The organism is Halomonas sp. FeN2, from assembly GCF_020595105.1.
In the GTDB taxonomy this organism is placed as follows: Bacteria; Pseudomonadota; Gammaproteobacteria; order Pseudomonadales; family Halomonadaceae; genus Vreelandella; species Vreelandella neptunia.
The window spans coordinates 423897-443375 of sequence record NZ_CP074200.1 but is presented as its reverse complement, the minus strand read 5'-3'; the positions used below and the strand labels follow the sequence as shown (position 1 = coordinate 443375).

The 19479-nt window shown below is 55.1% G+C and carries 22 protein-coding genes; 8 read left to right on the top strand and 14 right to left on the bottom strand.

The genetic code is table 11. The features are described 5' to 3' along the window. Nucleotides 1-36: 36 nt before the first annotated feature. From KF947_RS02100 to KF947_RS02090, 3 genes are all read right to left on the bottom strand, one after another. A complete protein-coding gene (locus KF947_RS02100; RefSeq protein ID WP_227405307.1) occupies nt 37-1044 on the bottom strand; it encodes a GlxA family transcriptional regulator in 1008 nt (335 codons plus the stop codon). Next, on the bottom strand, nt 1037-1603 hold the full coding sequence (locus tag KF947_RS02095; RefSeq protein ID WP_227405306.1) for an isochorismatase family protein: 567 nt from the start codon (nt 1601-1603) through the stop codon (nt 1037-1039). The genes KF947_RS02100 and KF947_RS02095 overlap by 8 nt, the downstream gene beginning before the upstream one ends. Nucleotides 1604-1761: 158 nt before the next feature. After that, the gene (locus tag KF947_RS02090; RefSeq protein ID WP_227405305.1) at nt 1762-2505 is read right to left on the bottom strand and encodes a class I SAM-dependent DNA methyltransferase; all 744 of its coding nucleotides are present in this window, start codon (nt 2503-2505) and stop codon (nt 1762-1764) included. A 203-nt stretch (nt 2506-2708) separates the two neighbouring features. Between KF947_RS02090 and KF947_RS02085 the strand changes: the two genes are divergently transcribed. The 5 genes from KF947_RS02085 (at nt 2709) to KF947_RS02065 (ending at nt 6454) form a co-directional block, all read left to right on the top strand. Continuing rightward, complete coding sequence (locus tag KF947_RS02085; protein ID WP_227405304.1) at nt 2709-3113, top strand: DUF4019 domain-containing protein; 405 nt, start codon at nt 2709-2711, stop codon at nt 3111-3113. 207 nt (nt 3114-3320) lie between these two features. After that, a complete protein-coding gene (locus tag KF947_RS02080) occupies nt 3321-4679 on the top strand; it encodes an NfeD family protein (protein WP_227405303.1) in 1359 nt (452 codons plus the stop codon). Nucleotides 4680-4738: 59 nt separating this feature from the next. Next, nucleotides 4739-5527: a slipin family protein gene (locus KF947_RS02075; RefSeq protein ID WP_227405302.1), complete on the top strand. Its 789-nt coding sequence runs from the start codon at nt 4739-4741 to the stop codon at nt 5525-5527. A 144-nt stretch (nt 5528-5671) separates the two neighbouring features. After that, nucleotides 5672-6082, top strand: coding sequence for a lysozyme inhibitor LprI family protein (locus tag KF947_RS02070; protein ID WP_227405301.1), 411 nt, complete (start codon nt 5672-5674; stop codon nt 6080-6082). Between the two features lie 54 nt (nt 6083-6136). Next, nucleotides 6137-6454 (top strand): antibiotic biosynthesis monooxygenase family protein, encoded by a 318-nt coding sequence (locus tag KF947_RS02065; RefSeq protein WP_133732314.1) that lies wholly within the window; start codon nt 6137-6139, stop codon nt 6452-6454. A 23-nt stretch (nt 6455-6477) separates the two neighbouring features. On the opposite strand, the gene KF947_RS02060 is transcribed toward KF947_RS02065, so the two are convergent. Both KF947_RS02060 and KF947_RS02055 read right to left on the bottom strand, forming a co-directional pair. After that, the gene (locus KF947_RS02060) at nt 6478-7080 is read right to left on the bottom strand and encodes a YqaA family protein (protein ID WP_133732315.1); all 603 of its coding nucleotides are present in this window, start codon (nt 7078-7080) and stop codon (nt 6478-6480) included. A gap of 8 nt (nt 7081-7088) precedes the next feature. Beyond that, entirely contained in the window at nt 7089-7907 is an 819-nt protein-coding gene (locus KF947_RS02055; RefSeq protein WP_133732316.1) for a DUF1206 domain-containing protein, read from the bottom strand. A gap of 154 nt (nt 7908-8061) precedes the next feature. On the opposite strand from KF947_RS02055, the gene KF947_RS02050 reads away from it, so the two are divergent. After that, on the top strand, nt 8062-8895 hold the full coding sequence (locus tag KF947_RS02050) for an AraC family transcriptional regulator (RefSeq protein WP_227405300.1): 834 nt from the start codon (nt 8062-8064) through the stop codon (nt 8893-8895). Here KF947_RS02050 and KF947_RS02045 read toward each other — a convergent pair. Both KF947_RS02045 and KF947_RS02040 read right to left on the bottom strand, forming a co-directional pair. Beyond that, the gene (locus KF947_RS02045; protein ID WP_227405299.1) at nt 8881-9489 is read right to left on the bottom strand and encodes a LysE family translocator; all 609 of its coding nucleotides are present in this window, start codon (nt 9487-9489) and stop codon (nt 8881-8883) included. The genes KF947_RS02050 and KF947_RS02045 overlap by 15 nt on opposite strands. A 97-nt stretch (nt 9490-9586) precedes the next feature. Then, nucleotides 9587-10507: a glutaminase gene (locus KF947_RS02040; protein WP_227405298.1), complete on the bottom strand. Its 921-nt coding sequence runs from the start codon at nt 10505-10507 to the stop codon at nt 9587-9589. 194 nt (nt 10508-10701) lie between these two features. Here KF947_RS02040 and KF947_RS02035 point away from each other — a divergent pair, with 194 nt between their 5' ends. Beyond that, complete coding sequence (locus tag KF947_RS02035; protein ID WP_227405297.1) at nt 10702-11565, top strand: bifunctional transcriptional activator/DNA repair enzyme AdaA; 864 nt, start codon at nt 10702-10704, stop codon at nt 11563-11565. Here the strand turns inward: KF947_RS02035 and KF947_RS02030 are convergent. Genes KF947_RS02030 through KF947_RS02005 form a run of 6 tightly spaced genes read right to left on the bottom strand, consistent with a single transcriptional unit; the run spans nt 11562 to nt 17298 of the window. Further along, nucleotides 11562-12428 carry a phosphodiesterase gene (locus KF947_RS02030; RefSeq protein ID WP_227405296.1) on the bottom strand — a complete coding sequence of 289 codons (867 nt, stop codon included), beginning with the start codon at nt 12426-12428 and terminating at the stop codon, nt 11562-11564. The two genes, KF947_RS02035 and KF947_RS02030, sit on opposite strands and share 4 nt — an antisense overlap. Beyond that, nucleotides 12421-13503, bottom strand: coding sequence for an ABC transporter ATP-binding protein (locus KF947_RS02025; RefSeq protein WP_227405295.1), 1083 nt, complete (start codon nt 13501-13503; stop codon nt 12421-12423). The genes KF947_RS02030 and KF947_RS02025 overlap by 8 nt, the downstream gene beginning before the upstream one ends. Before the next feature lie 45 nt (nt 13504-13548). Then, nucleotides 13549-14337: an ABC transporter permease gene (locus KF947_RS02020; RefSeq protein ID WP_088699885.1), complete on the bottom strand. Its 789-nt coding sequence runs from the start codon at nt 14335-14337 to the stop codon at nt 13549-13551. After that, nucleotides 14334-15230 (bottom strand): ABC transporter permease, encoded by an 897-nt coding sequence (locus tag KF947_RS02015; protein WP_227405294.1) that lies wholly within the window; start codon nt 15228-15230, stop codon nt 14334-14336. Before KF947_RS02015 ends, KF947_RS02020 begins: the two co-directional genes overlap by 4 nt. A 2-nt stretch (nt 15231-15232) precedes the next feature. Further along, nucleotides 15233-16264: an ABC transporter substrate-binding protein gene (locus KF947_RS02010; RefSeq protein ID WP_227405293.1), complete on the bottom strand. Its 1032-nt coding sequence runs from the start codon at nt 16262-16264 to the stop codon at nt 15233-15235. Nucleotides 16265-16275: 11 nt separating this feature from the next. Then, nucleotides 16276-17298: a LacI family DNA-binding transcriptional regulator gene (locus KF947_RS02005; protein ID WP_227405292.1), complete on the bottom strand. Its 1023-nt coding sequence runs from the start codon at nt 17296-17298 to the stop codon at nt 16276-16278. A 202-nt stretch (nt 17299-17500) separates the two neighbouring features. Here KF947_RS02005 and KF947_RS02000 point away from each other — a divergent pair, with 202 nt between their 5' ends. Beyond that, the gene (locus KF947_RS02000) at nt 17501-18967 is read left to right on the top strand and encodes a cobyric acid synthase (protein WP_133732326.1); all 1467 of its coding nucleotides are present in this window, start codon (nt 17501-17503) and stop codon (nt 18965-18967) included. Here KF947_RS02000 and KF947_RS01995 read toward each other — a convergent pair. Further along, nucleotides 18927-19325, bottom strand: a complete 399-nt coding sequence (locus tag KF947_RS01995; RefSeq protein WP_133732327.1) for a RidA family protein — start codon at nt 19323-19325, stop codon at nt 18927-18929. The genes KF947_RS02000 and KF947_RS01995 overlap by 41 nt on opposite strands. Between the last annotated feature and the right edge of the window lie 154 nt (nt 19326-19479).

Below are 19479 nucleotides of genomic sequence, written 5' to 3'. Positions count from 1 at the left end.
CAGCGATAGGTTTTACCAAAAGTAGCTCTTATTGCCTCAATCAAGCAGTTTTTGGGAGCAGGCCCGCCGCCACACGCTAGGCGGCGTATTTTCCTGGCGAGCCCAACTGCGCCTTAGCTGCCGTTCATCACCGAATCCGGACGCTTCGGCTATGCGTGCTAGCGTCCATGTCGTTTCGGTCATTAACGCTTTGGCTCGCTGCAGGCGTAACCCCATAATGTAGTCGCCCACCAGCATGCCGGTAAGGCTTTTGAATTGGCGCCGGAAATGACGTTCGCTCATGGCTGCCTGAGCCGCCAATGTTTCGACACGCCAGGTTTGCGAAGGGGCGGCGCATATTGCATCTTGAACGCGATGCAGCCTTTCATCCACATGATTGCGGCCCTCAAGCCAGGCCCCCAGTTGAGGCTCCTGACCGCTGCGGCGAAGATACAGCACCATCTCTCGCGCTACCGCCAGAGCCAGCGAGTGGCCACAAGCACGGGTAAGCCAGTACAGCATGGTATCAATGCCGGTTGAAATCCCCGCGCTGGTTAAATAGCGCTCATCCTCAGTAAAGATACAATCACGTTGTACCTTTGCTTGTGGGGCTTTGGACTGCAACTTCTCGATTAGCGTGTGGTGGGTGGTACAGCGTCGCCCCGCTAACAGGCCTGAATCCGCCAGTAATAGCGTGCCCGAGCAAACGGTCATCAGCGTATCTGCATAGTGGGCATTCGCCTTGAGCCAAGCGACACACTCTTGCTGCGCTAATGGCTCAAGGCTATTGCGGTACTGCCCCGGAATCAGCAGTAAATCTTGAGTAGGAAGCTGTTCAGGCAAGGGGTCGATGCCGCTGAGGGTAAGCGGCCCTAGCCACTGCATGGCGGCTTTGGGGCCGATATAGCGCACCTGAACGTCTATCGAAAGCCTGTCAGCACACTGCAAGACCTGTAGCGGGCCAATCAAATCAAGGGGCACTTGGCCGGGCATCATCAATACCGCCACCCGCAGGGTTGTGGCTCTTGGGGATGGCGGTTGGCTATGCTGTTGCTCTTCACTCACGTGGGTTTTGCCATTCGTTGATCATGTCTTGTGTACTGATAATACGCGCAAAGCGGTCTTCAAGTACCAGTTCGGTGCGCGCCTTAATATCCTCGGCTGACCAGGTGATGCCATGGCGCGTCATGGGGAACGTTAGGGTAGCATCGCTGATAAAGTCGACGCTAAACCCTAAATCCGACGCCACCCGTGCGGTGGTTTCGCAGCATTGCTCGGTACGAATACCGCTAATCGCCAACCGTTCAATGCCTCGCTCCCGTAACCAGTTTTCAAGCGAGGTATCGCTGAAAGCATTATGAACCCGCTTATGAAAGGTCACCGTCACTTCATCGCTAAAGTCATCAAGCGGACGAATGAGGCCACCATCAGGATCGAAAGCCCCTTGGCTGCCAGGTTCTTCATGCAGAATGCGTACAACCGGTAAATCGTTGGCCTGGGCTGCGTTTAGCACGGCACGCTGCTTGGGGCGCCACGTCTGAGCCAGTGATTCTACCCAGTAATCACGGGCGGGGAAGGAGGCTTGAACATCAATTAATAACAATGCGGTTTTAGGCTGGGCCATGGCTAATCTCATCGTGTTGAAGTGAAGTGACAGATTAGCTGTTACGCATTCAGGCAACGATGCGTTGGCCGGTCACAAAGAGGACAATTTCGGCCATGTGTGGCAATGTTTTCTAATTGGCAGTACGGCAGAGGCTGATTTTCAGGAGCAAGTAGGGTTTATTTCTTCACACAGACAAAAATCGCGTTTCCTGAGGCGTTATCCCAGGGAATGATTTTTTCATAGTTGTGCTCAAACACATGAACTTCAAAGTGAGGCGCTAATAGTGCGCTTAACTCTGCAAAGCTGACGGCCACCATGGGGTGTTCGTCGTTCCATAGCTGTGTACCTTCAGCGTTGGCTTTTTCAATGCTGAGCCTAAGCGACTGCTTTTCACCTTGGCCACTGTAGTGCCATCCTGAGCGGAACGTGAATAAATCGCTTTCTTTTTGGGCGTTGTGTTTAACAGATAAAGCGTTATCGATTTTGTCTTTATCGACGGCGTTAAAACAGAAAATACCACCAGACTTGAGTGCGCAATGAACACTGGAGATACATGCTTTTAGCTTTTCAATGCCATCGCTGTAGTGGATTGAGTATAAAAAGCAGGTAATTAAGTCTTGAGGTTCGTTGGCTTTGAAGTCGCTCATGTCTTGCAACGTGAAGAGCGCTTCTGGGCAACGTGTGGCGGCGATATCCAGCATGGGTTGGTTGATATCCAGTCCGCTGCTGGCGTATCCAAAATCAATGAAATGGCGCACGTGTGGGCCGGTGCCACAGGCTAAATCTAGGTGTGTCGTACCGCCGTTACCGAAAATCTGATGCAGCCTGTGAATGGCGTGACTTTGCGCTTGATAGTCGATATCCACGCACATCAAATCGTAGTAGCCAGAAAGGTCGGTATAGAGGGCGTTAACGGACATAGTGACCTAATAGTGGCAACTGAAATAGGGTGGGTGGCGCATAGTAAACGAGCGGGTAGGGTTTGAGAAGCGTTTACAGCTTGGAGCTTTACGATTACACAAATACATTTTGCGGCACTAAAGAAACTCTGACGATTACCGATATATATAACCAAGACCATCTATATGTCTCTGCTTGATCCTAAATGCCACGAGTGCCCGCTATGCCGAAAATGCTGATCTTTATCATCACCTTGATTCTCATTCTGTCTAACCAAGTGCAGGCAAACACGAGTGCGGCAGAGGCGGCGGCGTTGGCGTGGCTAGAAGCCATCGATAGCGGTCAGTATGAGCAGGCATGGGAAACTTCGTCTTCATTACTAAAAAAGCCTCTTTCACCGCACATGTTAGAACGGACGATTGGTGCAGCGCGCCGTGACTTTGGTGCGGTTCAGTCCCGTCGGCGAATCAGCGTCGTCCGCGAAACCTCTATGCCAGGGGCTCCAAGAGATGACTACGCGGTTTTGACGTTCCAAACAAGTTTTGAAAACAGACCGCAGATTACGGAAACCATCACCCCTCACTTGGAAGAGGGGACGTGGAAAGTGAGTGGTTATTACTTGAACTAACCGATTCCTCAAAATATTTCGACCACCTCTGGCCTTCAAAATCGCTGCCTTAGTTCAGGCTCTTTTTACCCGCGAGTCCTGCCTTCACGTTGTTCATGACGAAGCTCAAAGTGGCTGCTACGTTGAGTAGATAGCCTTGTGTATGTTGCTATGGATAAGCTTCAGATTCAGAGGGGAATGTTCAGGCGTTGAATGCGAGGAGCGGGTATGCAAACCCTTTCTCTCAAACCGCACTGGCTCTGGTTGATAATTGCCGGTTTGCTAATGGCTACCATGTCGTTGACCTGGCAGGCCATGGCACAGTCCTCGTCTTCCAGTGCGCTGGTGCTCAATATCGAAGGCGCGATCGGCCCGGCGACCAAGGATTACTTCGAGCGCGGCTTGGACAAAGCCTGCGAGCAGGGCAGCGAAGTGGTAATCGTTGAGCTCGATACCCCCGGCGGGCTGGTCGACACCACCCGCGACATGATTCGCGAGATGCTCAACGCTGATATCCCCGTAGTGATGTACGTATCCTCCAGCGGTGCGCGCGCCGCAAGCGCTGGCACCTATCTGCTCTACGGCAGCCACGTGGCCGCCATGGCCCCCTCGACGCATCTCGGTTCGGCCACGCCCATTCAGATGGGCGGCGGGCTGTCTGGCAGCGATGAAGGCGACGATGACAGCGCGGCTGACGAGTCGGAAGGCGAGGGCAGCGCTATGGAACGCAAGGTGATGGAGGACGCGGTGAGTTTTATCCGCAGCCTGGCGGAACGCCATGATCGCAATGCCGATTGGGCCGAAGACGCGGTGCGTGATGCCGTCAACCTCACTGCCAGCGAGGCGCTGGAGCAGAACGTCATCGAAGTGGTGGCGCGCGATCTTACCGGTCTACTTGAGCAGATCGATGGCATGAGTGTGGTCATGGAAAGCGGTGATGCTACCCTCGAGACCGCCGACCTCACCATTGAGCGCTTCGATCCGGATTGGCGCACCCAGGTGTTATCGCTGATCACCAACCCCAACATTGCCTTCTTTTTGATGATCATCGGCTTCTACGGGCTGGTTTTCGAGCTTGCCAGTCCCGGCAGCTTGTTCCCCGGCACCATTGGCGTGATTTTCCTGTTGCTAGCCCTTTTTGCGTTTCAGGTGCTGCCGATCAACTACGCTGGTCTGGCGCTGATTGTGGTCGGGCTGGCATTGATGGTGGGCGAGGCACTGATGCCCAGCTTCGGCGTATTGGGGCTCGGCGGGATCATTGCTTTTGTACTCGGGTCGATCATGCTCATGGATGCCGAGTACATGGCGATTTCACTACCGCTGATTGGCGGCGTGGCGCTGGTCTCCGGCGGCCTGATGCTGTGGACGTTGACGCGCTTTGCCACGCTGCGCCGTCGCCCGGCGCATACCGGTATCGAGCAGATGATAGGTGCCAGCGCCGTTGCCCTGGAAGATTTTGAAACCAACGGCCACGTTTGGCTGCACAGCGAACGTTGGAATGCGGTGAGCGATGCTCCCGTCAAGCAGGGTGACGAGCTAAGGGTAGTGCGTCTTGAAGGCTTGACGGTCTACGTCTCACATCCCTAGCGACCCTGGCCCTGGTGGCCGTCGTCAGGTAATTGATCATCCGCTAAACGAGGTGCCCCATGATTATTTCGTATCTTGTCCCAGTCGTATTGGTGGTGCTACTAATCGCCGCCTCCATCCGCATCCTGCCGGAATACAAGCGCGGCGTAGTGTTCTTTCTGGGCCGCTATCAGAAGGTGAAAGGGCCGGGCCTGGCCATCGTGATTCCCGCAATTCAAAAGATGCAGGTGGTCGACCTGCGCGTCATCACCATGGACGTGCCCGAGCAGGATGTGATCTCCCAGGATAACGTCACGGTGAAGGTCAACGCTGTGCTTTACTTCCGGGTGGTGGATCCGGAAAAGGCGATTATTCAGGTGGAGAATTTTACCCAGGCCACCAGTCAGCTGGCACAGACCACGCTGCGTTCGGTGCTGGGTAAGCATGACCTGGATGAAATGCTCTCCGAGCGCGACAAGCTCAACGATGATATCCAGGAAATCCTCGACGCCCAGACGGACTCCTGGGGCATCAAGGTGGCGAATGTCGAGATCAAGCACGTGGATCTTGACGAGAGCATGATCCGCGCCATTGCCCGCCAGGCTGAGGCGGAGCGCGAACGTCGCGCCAAGGTCATCCATGCCGAGGGTGAACTACAGGCTTCCAAGAAGCTGGTCGAAGCGGCTAACGTGATGCAGGAAAACTCCGCCGCGCTGCAACTGCGCTATCTGCAGACCATGAGCGACATGAGCAACAAGAACGCCTCGACGATCGTCTTCCCACTGCCCATGGACATCATGGAAGCCTTCAAGGATATGAAGGCGAAGCACATGGCCTCTGGGCCGGATGCCCATAAAAGTGATGGCTGAGACGGTACTCCAGTTCGCGTAAAGTGTGGGCATTCACGAGTAGACATACTGCAAAGCCGTACATGGTAAAAGTGTACCTGTCGGGTAGGTATTTATGAGGCCTTATGTTTTATAGTGTAGGAAAACCCTTAACTGGAAAACGGCATGAACTATATTGTCGGTTTGATTTTAGCCTTCGCTACGCTGCCAGCATTAGCTTCTGATACTGCTCAAGACTGCGAAAACGCTATGTCGACGATGGAGATCAACCAGTGTGCGCAGTTGGAGCTAGAAACCGCTGAGGCGGAAATGCACCGCTATCTCGTCGCAGCGCTAAACCGCAATGAGGCTGATGACGCCTTGGTGGAGTCGATTCAGCAGGCCCAAGAGTTATGGGAAGGTTACCGTCAAGCTCATTGCGATGCGGTGTACACCCAGTGGCGTGATGGCACCATAAGAGGCGTAATGTCGCTTTCGTGTAAAAAACAGCTGACTCAAGCGCGTACCCATACGTTATGGGAGAGTTTTTTAGTCACAATGGAAGGCGAGTCGTTACTACCGGAGCCTGAGCAATAAACCGGGCTTAATGGTTAGAACTTCATTAATCCTTTTTCAGCCGCGACGGAACCCATGCTATACATTGCCGACACCCCTGAACCGCCTTACTACGCCGTTATTTTCACTTCACTACGCACCGAGGTCGATAACGGCTATGACGCAATGGCGGCAAGAATGGTTGAGCTTGCAGCGCAGCAGCCGGGGTTTTTAGGAGTGGAGTCTGCCCGCAATGAAGTAGGTGTAACGGTCTCTTACTGGGCCGATTTGGCGTCTATTAAAGCGTGGAAAGCCCATGCTGAGCATCAAGAGGCTCAGCGGCTAGGCCATCAGCAGTGGTACCAGCACTTCAAAACCCGTATCGCTAAAGTCGAGCGAGATTACGGTATTTAGCTGATTGCCACCGATTCAGCGGCTTACACCATCAGCCCCGCGAGTGCCTGCATCCCTAGGGCCACCGCAAGTACCATAACCCCTGCCACCAAACTGGTTATCAAGGCATGGCGTTTCCACAGTACCAGAACACGGTGGCCAAAGCGGTGAACCAGCCAGGCAAGGCCGAAGTAGCGCAAGCCACGGGCGGTTAACGCCGCCAATACGAACAGCATAATTGGGTAGCCGGAAAGCCCGGCGGTAATCATTGCCACTTGGAAGGGGATTGGCAGTATGCCAATGGCCAAAATGGCGGCAAAACCGTACTGAGCGAAAAATGTTTGAAATGCCTGGTAACTACTCTGCATCCCCATAGACTCAATAAACCACGTACCGACCGACTCATAAAGCACTAAGCCAATGCTGTAGCCCACCAGCGACGCGACGAGGCAGCCCGCAGTAGTGACCAAAGCCAGTAACCACAGCCGCTGCCTATTAACGGCCATCAGCGGGATCAACACCAGCTCAAGAGGAATGGGCAGAATAATAGTCTCCAGAAAGGAGAGGGTGCCCAGCAGCCACAGCATATTCTTCGAGCGGTTAATGCGCTCAAACCACTGCTTAGTGCGTTTGGATGCTATGGCCATGCAGGTCTCTACACTTCGGGATTAATGCGGCGATAGACAGCCGCTAAAAGGCTGTAGAGACCAAACGCGAAGAGCCCCAGCGCGACAAAACCCAGTAGCCACTGGCCGTAGGGTTGGCTTCGCAGGGTGCTAAACACTTCGCCCATACCGCCTGCTTGATTGGGATTGATTTGATAAGCGGCGATGATAAAAAAGCTACCCACGATCACAAATACCAAGCCACGAATCACTAAGCCAAAACGGCAGATAGGATAGGCCCATTGTTGAGTTTGTGTTGGCATAGCAAAGTGTTTGTCGAATTTGGCCTTGTAGCCTTTCAGCGCGTGGGCAATGCCTACCCCAATCATGATGAGGCCGACCCCGCCTACCAGCCAGCGCCCGAAAGGCTGCTGCATCAGCCAGCCTGCGACGCCTTGAGAGCCGCCGCCTGAATCACCTGAAGAGCCCGCAAACTGCAAGATGAGTGTGGCGGCAAAAAAAGCCAACAACGTGTGGGTAATGGCGCTGGCCAATAAGCCCGCACGAATTGCCAGCCCCTTGGCGCCGTTGCCGTGATGGTCAGTATCTTTAACGGCTTGGATGATCCGCCACATCGCGTAGCCCACCAAGCCGATGGCCATAAGGGCTAACATGACTTTTCCGAAGGGAGCGGTGAGCACGCGTTCTAAGGCACCCCGACTGCCTTCTGTTTGGCCGCCTTGCCCAAAGGCTGCCAGCGCTGCAAGGCCGCCGACTAATACATACACAATGCCCCGAGAGGCGTAACCCATGCGGGCGAAAAGGGTAATCGCATCACGGTGGTCGGGGTTATTCATACTATTGGCCATGGTGTCCTCCTGACATATTAAGCGTTGCGCATCCCTATGCAATCTAGTTCATATAGCGCTTATCAGCGGCCCATACTGGGCTTGTGCTGTGCTATTGTCCAGCCTAGGTCAAGCTGAAGCGTCAAAGGCTATTTTTGAATAAAACGAGCAGAACATGAGCACAATTTCGTCACCTATCTTCTGGCGGGATGCGCGTATGCCCTATGTAGAGCTGCGCAAGATTAGCGACGCGCGACAAGTTTGCTATGCGCCACACAGTCATACGCATTGGTCGCTGGGGGCCGTTACCGCAGGTAAAAGCACTTTTTGCTATCGCGATGCGACGCATCACATTAGCGCGGGTGACATCGTTATGATGAACCCCCACTGGGTGCATGCCTGCAACCCCATCGAGAACCAGCCCTGGGCCTACCTGATGCTCTACGTCGATACCGAGTGGCTGAGTGAATTGCGTTACCAATTGGGCCTGTTGAATACGCCGTATTGGCAAGATATCGCTACCGCCGTCATTACCCAGCCAGCGCTTTACGCCGGGTACTGCGATATGGCCGCTTGTTTGCTGGATGAACACCGCGAGATTAGCGATAAGCAAACGGCGCTAGTCGAATACTTGTCCACCATTCTGCAAGTGCTTGCTCAAGAATCCCCCGCTGCATTGCCCCAAGCACCCAGTGCGCTAGAACAGGTTGCGGGCTATTTGCGTGCCAACTGTAGCGCTGATATATCGCTAGAACGCCTATGTGAGCAGTCCGGCTATAGTGCTGGGCACCTGATTCGCGCCTTTAAACAGCACTTCGGACTAACGCCCCACGCTTACCTGATTAATCAGCGCATTCAGATGGGGCAGCAAGCGTTAAAACAAGGGCAACCTATCGTTGAGGCGGCTTTGAACGCTGGCTTTAATGACCAGCCCCACTTTCAAAGAACGTTTAAGCGGCTGGTAGCAGCGACACCCAACCAGTACCGCTATCCGCTACTCAACCAGTAAGAAAATAGCGCTAGCCGCCAGGCAGATAGCGAGTGCGCGGTTAATCGTCAGTAAGATGATAGGACGATGAACATAGCGTTTCAGAAAAGCGCCTGCATAGACCCAACTGGCTAGCGATAGCCAGCAAATAGGCAGATAGAGGCCGGCGAACAACCATAGAAGATGGGGCTCATTAGCAGTGGTGTAGGCGCCAATGCCAGCGGCAGACGCCAGCCACGCCTTGGGGTTGAGCCACTGCATCATGGCGCCTGTCATAAATCCTGGCGCTTTGACGCCGCCTCGCTCCTGCAAGCGCCCATCATGCTGTAGCAGCTGATAGCTGAGGTAGAGTAAAAACAGGATGCCTGCCCAGCGTAAAAACGTTTCCAGCAGCGGCGCCACACTCAGTAGAGAGTAAAGGCCCGCACCGATGGCTAAAAATAGCGCGATAAACCCCAGCGTGGCGCCGGTTACAAAAACAAGCCCTTTAGTGATGGGGTAGTGCGTACCGCTACTCAAACAAACGATGTTGACCGGCCCCGGCGAAATAGACGCGGCAAGCGCAAATGCGGCCATGGGTAAGGCTGTCGATGCTAGTAAAACGCTCATTGTCATCCTCCTCGGTAGTGCAAGGAGTTTGCGGTGGTGCCCACTGGAGGTATTGAACAAAATTGAGGTGGTCGCTTAAATCACTGCCTTCCACTCTGCTCTTTTAATGCCCAAACACCGACCAGCCGGTGCGCTGCACAAACATTTCGAGCGCCTGGGTGCCCAACAAACTATTGCCGTAGGCATCTAGCCCCGGCGACCAAACAGCTATGGAGCCATGGCCGGGTGCAATTGCCAGAATGCCGCCGCCCACGCCGCTTTTGCCAGGCAGGCCGACGCGAAAAGCGAACTCCCCCGAGGCGTCATAGTGCCCGCACATCATCATTAGTGAATTGATACGCCGTGCCCGCTGGGGGGCTACCACGCGAATGCCACTGGGCTTGTTGATACCATCCGAGGCCAAAAACAGCCCGGCATGGGCCAACTGCTCACAGCTCATGGCGATGGCGCACTGGTGAAAATAGGTGCCTAGCACCTTATCGACATCATGGCGTAGGCGGCCAAAGGCTTTCATAAAGTGAGCCAACGAGGCGTTGCGGTCGCGGTGTGCCATTTCGGAAGCGGCCACAGCGTGGTCGAAGTAAATACTGTCGTCATCGGCGATATAGCGCACAAAGCTGAGAATCTCGCCCAGTGTCTCTTTGGGCTCGTGGCCCATCATGATCGCATCGACCACCGCAATGGCCCCGGCATTGATAAACGGGTTACGCGGTTTGCCGCTTTCATGCTCTAGTTGCACGATGGAGTTGAAGGGATCACCTGAGGGCTCGCGGCCCACTTTTGACCACAGCGAATCACCCACTTGCCCAAGTGCAATGGTCAGGGTAAATACTTTAGAGATACTCTGAATCGAGAAGGGCGTGGTAGCACAACCTGCCGAGTAAACGTTGCCATCCACGGTGGCGAGCGAAATGGCAAACTGCTGTGGGTCAACATGGCCCAGCTCGGGAATATAGTCTGCGACCTTACCGCGTTCTTCGGCGTTTGCCATGGCTGCTGCAATGTCATTGATCAAGTCTTGCATGGGCGTATCGTGTACCGTCAATGGAGGCGGGGCATCACCCTAGCGAAAACTGGTGGAAATGTCTGTTAAACATAACGTCTCTTTTAAACATAAACGGTCTGATCACCTGCCAGTGCGCAAGATTCGGGTCGGCAACTCGCCCGTGAAGGCTTAGGCTGAAAGGAACTGAGCAGCCCCGCTAGAGAGATAACCCAATGAATGACTATGAGCGTATCGAAAAAGCCATGGCCTATATGGTGGCGCATGCGTCGGAACAGCCCAATCTGGAAACGGTGGCTGCTCATGTTCATTTGAGTGCCTTCCACTTCCAGCGGCTGTTTTGCCGCTATGCGGGGATTAGCCCCAAACGCTTTTTGCAGGCGCTCACCTTAGAGCGCGGCAAGCAGTTAATGCATTCGTCCACTTCTTTGTTGGATATCGCCCATACCCTTGGGCTTAGCGGTGGCTCAAGGCTTTACGACCACTTTGTTCAGTTAGAGGCGGTCACGCCCGGCGAGTATAAGCGCCAGGGGGAAGGAGTGGAGATCGCTTACGGCGTTCACGAAACACCCTTAGGTCGCCTATTCGTCGCGGTAACCCCCCGGGGTATTTGTCGAATGGGGTTTGTCGATACGACTAATTCTGAGGAGTTACTGGCAAGGTTGGCCAAAGAGTGGCCGCACAGCACCTTTCAACATAGTACTGAGGCCACTCGCTACGCGGTGGAAAGGCTGTTTACTCAGCCCGAAGAGGGGGCTACAGCTGTGTCGCTGCACGTGACCGGCACCAACTTCCAAATAGCGGTTTGGCGAGCGCTGCTGACGATTCCCGAGGGGCAATTTGCCAGCTATTCCCATATTGCTCAGGCGCTGGGGGCACCTAAATCGTCCCGTGCCGTGGGCAATGCGGTGGGCGCTAATCCCATCGCGCTATGGATCCCCTGCCATCGGGTAATTCAACAAAGCGGCGCCCTCGGTGGTTACCGCTGGGGATTAGAAAAAAAGCAGATGGTACAAGCCTGGGAGCTGGCGCTGGCTAACACAGACAAAACAGCGCTCGCTCCCAGTCTAACGACCTAATCAATCAACCCATTAGCATCATAAAACGGGAAAGGGCCTGGATAGTGCTCGATAAACCCTTGGTGAGTCACCATGCCGTTAGTTGCCGACCACTGGTGTAGCAGGTAACCGGGGGGCTCTAGCTGAAAGCTGGAGGGGCCGTCTGGGGTGAGATCTAAACTCACCTGATGGGAAACCCCAGGGCAGCTAATCGCCAGGGTGTTCGCAAAGCGCGCTTGGATCGAACGGTGCAGATGACCGCAGAGCACGCGCTCGACCTGGGCATGTTTGCCAATGATGTCGGCTAGCGCGTCTGGTCGCTTCAGCGGCTGGCGATCCATATGGTCGATGCCACTAACAAAAGGGTGATGATGCACCATGACCAAGGTAGGTTTCTCGGGCTGCTCTGCCAGGGTGGTGTCTAGCCACTGCAGACTTTCATCGCTTAACTCTCCGTGGGGGGTGCCGGGCACCGATGAGTCGAGCCCTACAATGCGTACCGGGTAGTCTTCTAAGATCCACTGTAAATAGTCGCGGTGCTGAAACAGATAACGGTGCTCGGGAAAGGCGGCGCGCAGATGTTCGCGGTCATCATGATTGCCAGGGATCAAGTACACGGGCAGCGTTAATTCAGCCAGGATCTGCTTAAAGGTGGCGTACTCGTCAGGATGGCCAAAATCAACCAAATCACCGCTAATCAGCACCAGGTCGGGCCGCGGCGCTAGCTGATTGAGCGTGGCGATTGCTTCACGCAGCGCATTGGCGGTATCTACCTGGCGGTAAGAGAGCTTCCCGCCCGCCTTGATATGCGGATCGCTAATCTGGGCGATAAGACATTGCTGGGCATGAGGGGCTTTCTGAATGTTTAAACCTTGATCAGCCATTGGCCATCTCCTTGGCATTAACAGGGGGAGTGGGCTTATCTGGATGAAAAAGCACGCTAGAGTGAAGTGCCAAACCAATGGCAATGCCGTTTGACCAGCGCTGGCGGGAGGGGGCCTCAACCTGGAGCGGCGAAGCGCCGCCGGTGTCCACCATCAGGCGCTGGGTCTGGCCCAGGAAAATACTTTGTACCACTTTCCCCTTTACATCGGCTTGGTCTACGGAAACCACCTGAATATCTTCTGGACGGCAGTAGACAGTGGATACTCCCTGCAAATGTGAGGCTCGGAGTCCACCTCCATGGACGACCAATCCTCCATCGGCGCGTGTGCTGATCACGTCCAGGCAATTAACCGCGCCAATAAAATCGGCCACAAAGGCGTTGGCCGGCTGATGATAAATCTCCTGGGGCGTGCCCAATTGCGCAATGCGTCCGGCTTGCATTACCGCGATGCGGTCACCCAAGGCCATCGCCTCATCTTGATCGTGGGTGACGTAGACCGCCGTGGTGCCTAGCTCCCGTAGAAGCTGGCCAATGTCGATGCGTAAGCGGTCGCGCAGTTTCGCGTCTAGAGCTGCTAACGGCTCATCAAACAGCAGCACCTTGGGGCGAACGGCAATCGCGCGGGCGAGGGCAACGCGCTGCTTTTGGCCTCCTGAAAGGGCGTCGATGCGTCGCTCGCCAAAGCCTTGTAAGTCGACCATATGCATGACTTCGTCAAGCCGATGGGCGATCTCGGCACGTGGCAAACGCTGTATTTTCAAGCCATAGGCAATATTGTCGGCAACGCTCATATTGGGAAATAGCGCGTAGTTTTGAAACACCATTCCTACGTCGCGCTTCTCAATCGGCAGAGCGGTGACATCACGCTCGCCAAACAGCACTTGCCCGCCTTTGTCGGGGCTTTCCAGGCCGCTAATAATGCGCAGAGTGGTGGTTTTGCCGCAGCCGGAAGGGCCCAGCAGTACCAGGGTTTCGCCCGCATTAACCTGCAGATCAAGCGGCTGTAGCGCTGTATTGCCGCCAGCGAAGGTACGGCTGCACTGGTTTAGCGTAATGCTGACAGATGAACTCATCACGGATCTCTACTTAAGTGTTGAATGCTGTACCTGGGAAACCGCTTAGCGGCGCTGCTCGGTGAGTCGGCCCGCCCACTGAATCGCCACCAGCAAGGGCACCACCATTACCAGAAATATCAGCGTGTAGGCTGAGCCTATTTCCAGGCGCATCGAGGCGTAGCTGTCGGCTAAGCCGACCGGTAGCGTTTTGGTTAATGGGGTATGCAGCATCCAGGTAATGTTGAACTCACCGATCGATAAGGTGACCACCATTAGCGCTCCCGCCAAAATGCCGCTCATACAGTTGGGGATGACCACCCCGAAAAAGCGTTGCCTAAAGCTGGCGCCTAAGCTGGCGGCGGCTTCTTCCAGTTGGGGAAGCTTGGCGGTCTGCATCACGGAGAGCACCGCACGCACCATAAAGGGCAAGGTAAACAGCACATGGCCAACAAGAATAAATAGCCAACTGCCGCGAAATTCACGGTAGCTGCCATAGGCGAGCAGTAGGGCAAGCGCGGTGGCCAGCCCGGGTACGGCAACCGGTAGCAGTAGGAGTTCTTCAATCGCGTTGGCCCAGCGGCGACGGCTGCGCAGTAGACCATAGGCGGCGGGTACGCCAATCAGGATGGTGATCAATAAACAGGCGAGCGCCAGTTTAATCGACAGCCAGATGGTATCGGCGTAGAGCTGCCACACCTCATTGACCCAGCGCAGGGTCAGACCACTCTCAAGACCCACAAAGTAGTTCTCGGTTAGCCCCGCCATGACCGACATGGCGACGGGCACGATCATAAATAGGCACACCAGCAGTGTGAAGCTCAGTTGGAGCGTGAAACGTAGACGCGATTTCATACGGAGGCTCCCAAGTTGCCGCCTGCCAGCCTGCGGGCAAGGCTCAATGCCATCCACGTAATCACACCCAGCACCAACGAAAGCGCGGCGGCCATGGCAAAATTAGCGTAGTTGGTGAATTCGCCGTAGATATTGAGCGGTAGAATGCTCAATCGCGTGCCCAGGGTAAACGCCGTACCAAAGGCACCCATACTGGTGGCAAAGCAGATGGCAGCGGTTGAGAGCAGCGCGGGCGCAATACCGGGTACGATAACGTCTTTGGTGACCTGCCAGGTGTTAGCACCTAACGAACGGGCTGCCTCTTCAAGGCTTCTATCCAGGTTGTCGCAGGCAGCCATTACCGTAGTGATGACACGAGGAATGGAGAAGTAGAGGTAGCCAATAAATAACCCGGCCAGTGAGTAGGCGAACATCCAGCGCTCGCCAAACAGCCACAGGCTGGTCTGCGCCAAGGCGCCTTGACGTCCCCCCAGCATGATGACCAAAAAGCCCACCACCACACCTGGAAAAGCCAGCGGAAAGGTGAGGGTCGCCACTAGTATGGACTTGCCAAAAAAACGCTGACGGGCGAGAAAAAATCCGGCAACGCCCGCAATGGCAACCGCTACCAGTGACACTACCAGCGAAAGACCAACGGTGGTCGCCAGGCTGATTAAGTACTGACGATGGGTAAGAATAGTCAGGTAAGCGCTAATACCGCTGCTTGGATCAGCCTCGGCGCCCATCATGATCAGACGCGAAAAAGGCAGTAGCCAAAAGGCGCAGAAAATCACCAGGGCAGGCAGTAAGGCGAATAACGCGATAAAGCGTTTACGCCGGGCTGGGCCTACCATCGTCGATGGTCGACTTAGGTAAGAAGCAGCCCCGGAGGGCTGCTTGGATGCCGCTGTCATTATTAACGAACCTCCGACAGATACCGCTCAGAGAAGCTACGTTGAGCAGCCGCCATAGCGGGGTAGTCGAGTGCTTCGGCGCGGGCATACTCGCTATCGGGTAGAAAGACTTCGCGCGCTTCAGGGGAAATGGCGCTGGCGCGCACAGGGCGTAGGTACGCATCAGCCCATACCGCTTGGCCTTGATCAGAGAGCACGAAATCAAGCACTTGCTGACCGTTTTCGGGGTTAGGGCCGTCTTTCACCAGGCTCATAACATAAGGCACTACCACGCTGCCCTCTGCGGGAATCACAAACTCTACGTTGGCACCATCGCTATGGCGTGCGCGGTAAGCGTTGAAGTCGTAATCGAGAAGAATCGGGATCTCACCAGAAAGTACTCGCGCGTAGCTGGTTTGCTTGGGCACAATCGGGTCGTTTTCGGCGAGCTGGTTGAAGTAGTCGATCGCCGGGGTGAAGTCATTAAGATCGCCACCCATGGCTAGATTGACCGCCACGGCACCGACGTAGCCAACAAAGGCGCTGGCGGGGTCAAGGTAACCCACCATGCCCCGATACTCGGGCTTGAGCAGGTCTTCCCAGGACGTGGGTACCGGTGCGCCATCCAAGGCATCAACGTTGACCATAAAGCCGAGGGTGCCGGAGTGAATAGCAAACCAGTTGCCTTCGGGGTCTTTCAAGCCTTCCGGGATCTCGTCCCAATGAGCAGGCTGGTAGGGCGTCACCACATCCTCTTCCATGGCTTGAATGCCGAAGGTCACCCCGTAGTAAACGACATCGGCCACCGGACTAGCCGCTTCAGCGACCAATTGGGCTAAGGATTGGCCGGAGTTTTTGTTGTCTTGCGGCACGTGAATGCCGGTCTCCTGTTCGATCAAACGCAGCTGAGTGCCCCAGTCCGCCCACTCTGGTGGGCAGTTGTAGCAGATTGCGTTGTCGCTTGACTGGGCAGTAGCAGCCCCTGACGCACTGATAACCGCCGTGGCCAGTAACGCTTGATAAAGACGCTTAAGGTTCATGCGTTTAAGACTCATACCGTGTTCCTCTAGGAAGTGCTTAACGTGGACTTACGGGATGTCGGGATTCCGACACTTTCGCCCTTACGCAACGCGTGGGGCAGGGGAGCGGGCATGCATTTTTCTCCCCGAATCATGGCTAGCAAGGTGTGAACAGCTGCGCGCCCAATGTCGGCGCGAGGCTGCTCAATTGTGCATAGCGATGGGTAGAGGTGTTTGCCTAAAGCAATGCCGTCAAAACCCATTACAGAGAGGTCGCCAGGCACGTTAAAACCTGCGCGTTGCAGTTCGCCCATCAGGCTGATGGCGAGCAGATCATTGGTACAGATCACCGCGCTGAGAGCCTCTGGCCCTTGCAGAGCAGGTGTTAGGCTTTTCAGGTCAGCTTGGGTATGGCGGGTCATCTCAACCAACGGGCGTGCGATCAGGCCTGCCTCGCCCATAGCGTGGCAGTAACCGTCAAAGCGCTGCTGGGCGCGGTCTGACTGCAGCAGCGGGCCAGCAACCATGCCAATTCGCTTATGGCCCAGGTTGATTAAATGGCGGGTGGCATCAGTGCTGGCGGCGCGGTTATCCACGCCGATGGAGGGGAAACCACTGTTGCCGGGCGGGTTGTAGACCAGTAAGCAAGGCGTCTTTTCCAAACGCAGCTTCTCCAGCACGGCGCTGTTATCCGCTTCAGCCACGGTAAGCACCAAGCCGTCCACGCGCTGGCGCAGCATCTCCTCAACAATGTCACCCTCGCGGCTGGGCGAGTAGTCACTGGTGGTAACGATGAGAGAGTAACCAGCCGCTCTGGCTGCTACTTCCATAGCTTGTAGCTGCTCGGCAAACACCGGGTTATCGAGACTGGGCACCATCACGCCAATCATCTGGGTGGCTTGCGAGCGCAGCTGCTGTGCGACTTTATTAGGCCTAAACGCCAGCTGCTGGGCAGCGTTAAAAACTTTTTCACGCGTCGCTGGGCGTACCAAATCGGGGCTTGAAAAAGCCCGTGCTGCGGTTGCCCGGGAAACCCCGGCGAGTTTGGCCACACTGAGTAAATCTGCCATGGGAATACCTGTTATTAATACAATGAGATCGATCTCATTTATCAGGTATCAGCCTAAAGACGGCATATGACGAATTGATGGCGATAAAAAGTATTTTTGATTATTAAAGGAATTAGGGTGCTTGAGCGGAGACTGAACACATTGCGCCACTTAGCGCCGCCCGCTAAAGTCTTGCTCTTGTTCACCTGGGCGAGACCACTTTATGGCCACACTGATGATTCAAGGCACCACCTCGGATGCGGGTAAAAGCACCGTGGTGGCAGCCCTTTGCCGCGCGCTGGCAAGGCGTGGGATATCAGTGGCGCCGTTTAAACCCCAGAACATGGCGCTGAATAGCGCCGTGACTGAGGACGGCGGCGAGATTGGCCGTTCCACTGCGTTACAGGCCCAAGCCTGCAATTTGGCACCCCACAGCGATATGAATCCGGTACTGCTAAAGCCGGAAACCGACCGCGGTGCCCAGGTGATTCTGCGCGGCAAGGTATACGGCCATATGGACGCGCTGGATTACCATGCCTTTAAACGTACCGCTCAAGAGAGCGTAATGGCCGCGTGGCATGCGTTAGAAAGCCGCTTTGATGTGATTATTGCCGAAGGCGCGGGCAGCCCGGCTGAAATCAATTTGCGTAAAGGCGATATCGCCAATATGGGCTTTGCCGAAGCGGCTGACTGCCCAGTATTACTCGTCGGTGATATTGATCGCGGTGGGGTCTTCGCCCAATTGGTGGGTACGCTGGCGCTGTTGAGCGAGAGCGAACAGGCGCGCACTAAGGGCTTTATTATCAATCGCTTTCGGGGTGATATAGCGCTGTTGGAGCCAGGTCTTGAGTGGTTGGAAGAACGTACTGGAAAACCGGTATTCGGCACGCTGCCTTATCTGAAGGGGCTGGTACTCGATGCAGAAGACAGCATTGGTTTAACTCACGCCGACAAAGCCAGCCAGACGCTCAAGGTGATCGTGCCCGCGCTACCGCGTATTAGTAACCACACCGATTTTGACCCCCTGCGGTTACATCCCCAGGTCTCGTTGTCGTTTATCGGGGCCGACCAGCCGATTCCTGCCGCCGATGTGATTATGTTGCCCGGCAGTAAAAGTACCGCAAGCGACCTTGAATGGCTGAAACGCCAGGGCTGGGATATCGCCATTCAGCGTCATCTGCGCTATGGCGGCAAGGTGCTGGGTATTTGCGGTGGCTTCCAAATGCTGGGCGAGTGGGTAGATGACCCGGAGGGCTTGGAGGGAAAACCTGAAAAGGTAGCGGGGTTAGGACTGCTTCCCCTGACCACGCGCATGGTGGCGGGTAAGCAACTGCGCAATGTGAGTGGTTTAACGGTGGCGGAGGGTGCTACCGTTACCGGCTATGAGATCCATAACGGCGTAAGCGATGGAGCTGCGCTTAGTTCGCCGCTATTTGAAATAGACGGACGTCCAGAAGGCGCCGTTAGCAAAGATGGCCAAATTATCGGCACCTACCTGCATGGGTTGTTTGACCACCCCGAAGCCTGCCAAGCGCTGTTAAAACAGCTGGGCCTCGTGAATGGGGAGCAAAGTGATTACCAAGCCCACCGAGAGCGTGAGCTTGACCGTTTAGCCGATATGCTGGAAGCCCACATCGATATTGACGCGGTTATTGCTCTGATTGAAGCTGGCGCTTCGCCATCACCGTGATTTCAATACTGCTTCCGCCGTAGAGGTTAGGGGATTCGGTGCAGGTGCGGGCAGGGTAGCGGCCAGGTTCAAAGTACTCCGCGTAAACAGTGTCCATGTCTTGGATAGCGTGTAGATCCGTGAGGTGGATATCTACCCGCACTATATCCGCTAAGCTGCCGCCTTCCATTTCAAGCATGCGCGAGAGTGCGCGCATCACAAGGCGAGTCTCCTCTTTAACGTCGCCCCGGGCTGCGTGGCCGTTAGATAGATCGCCAACGGTTAGTCCTGAAATAAACACATAGTGATCATCGACGACCATGTGGCTACCAGGGAAGCTTGGTGTGGGCAGAGTAGGGTCATTCATAAAGGTGGGCATACTAGCTCCTTCTAAGTGATGTTCACGCTTACAGTTCTCTTCGACAGATCGTTAACAGTAGTGTTCAGTATCAGTAAAAATGAATGGATCTCGCGGTGAAACATGTCGCGCTGTCAAAACGGTGATGTTTGCTCTAGGCTTGCGGTTTTTTAGT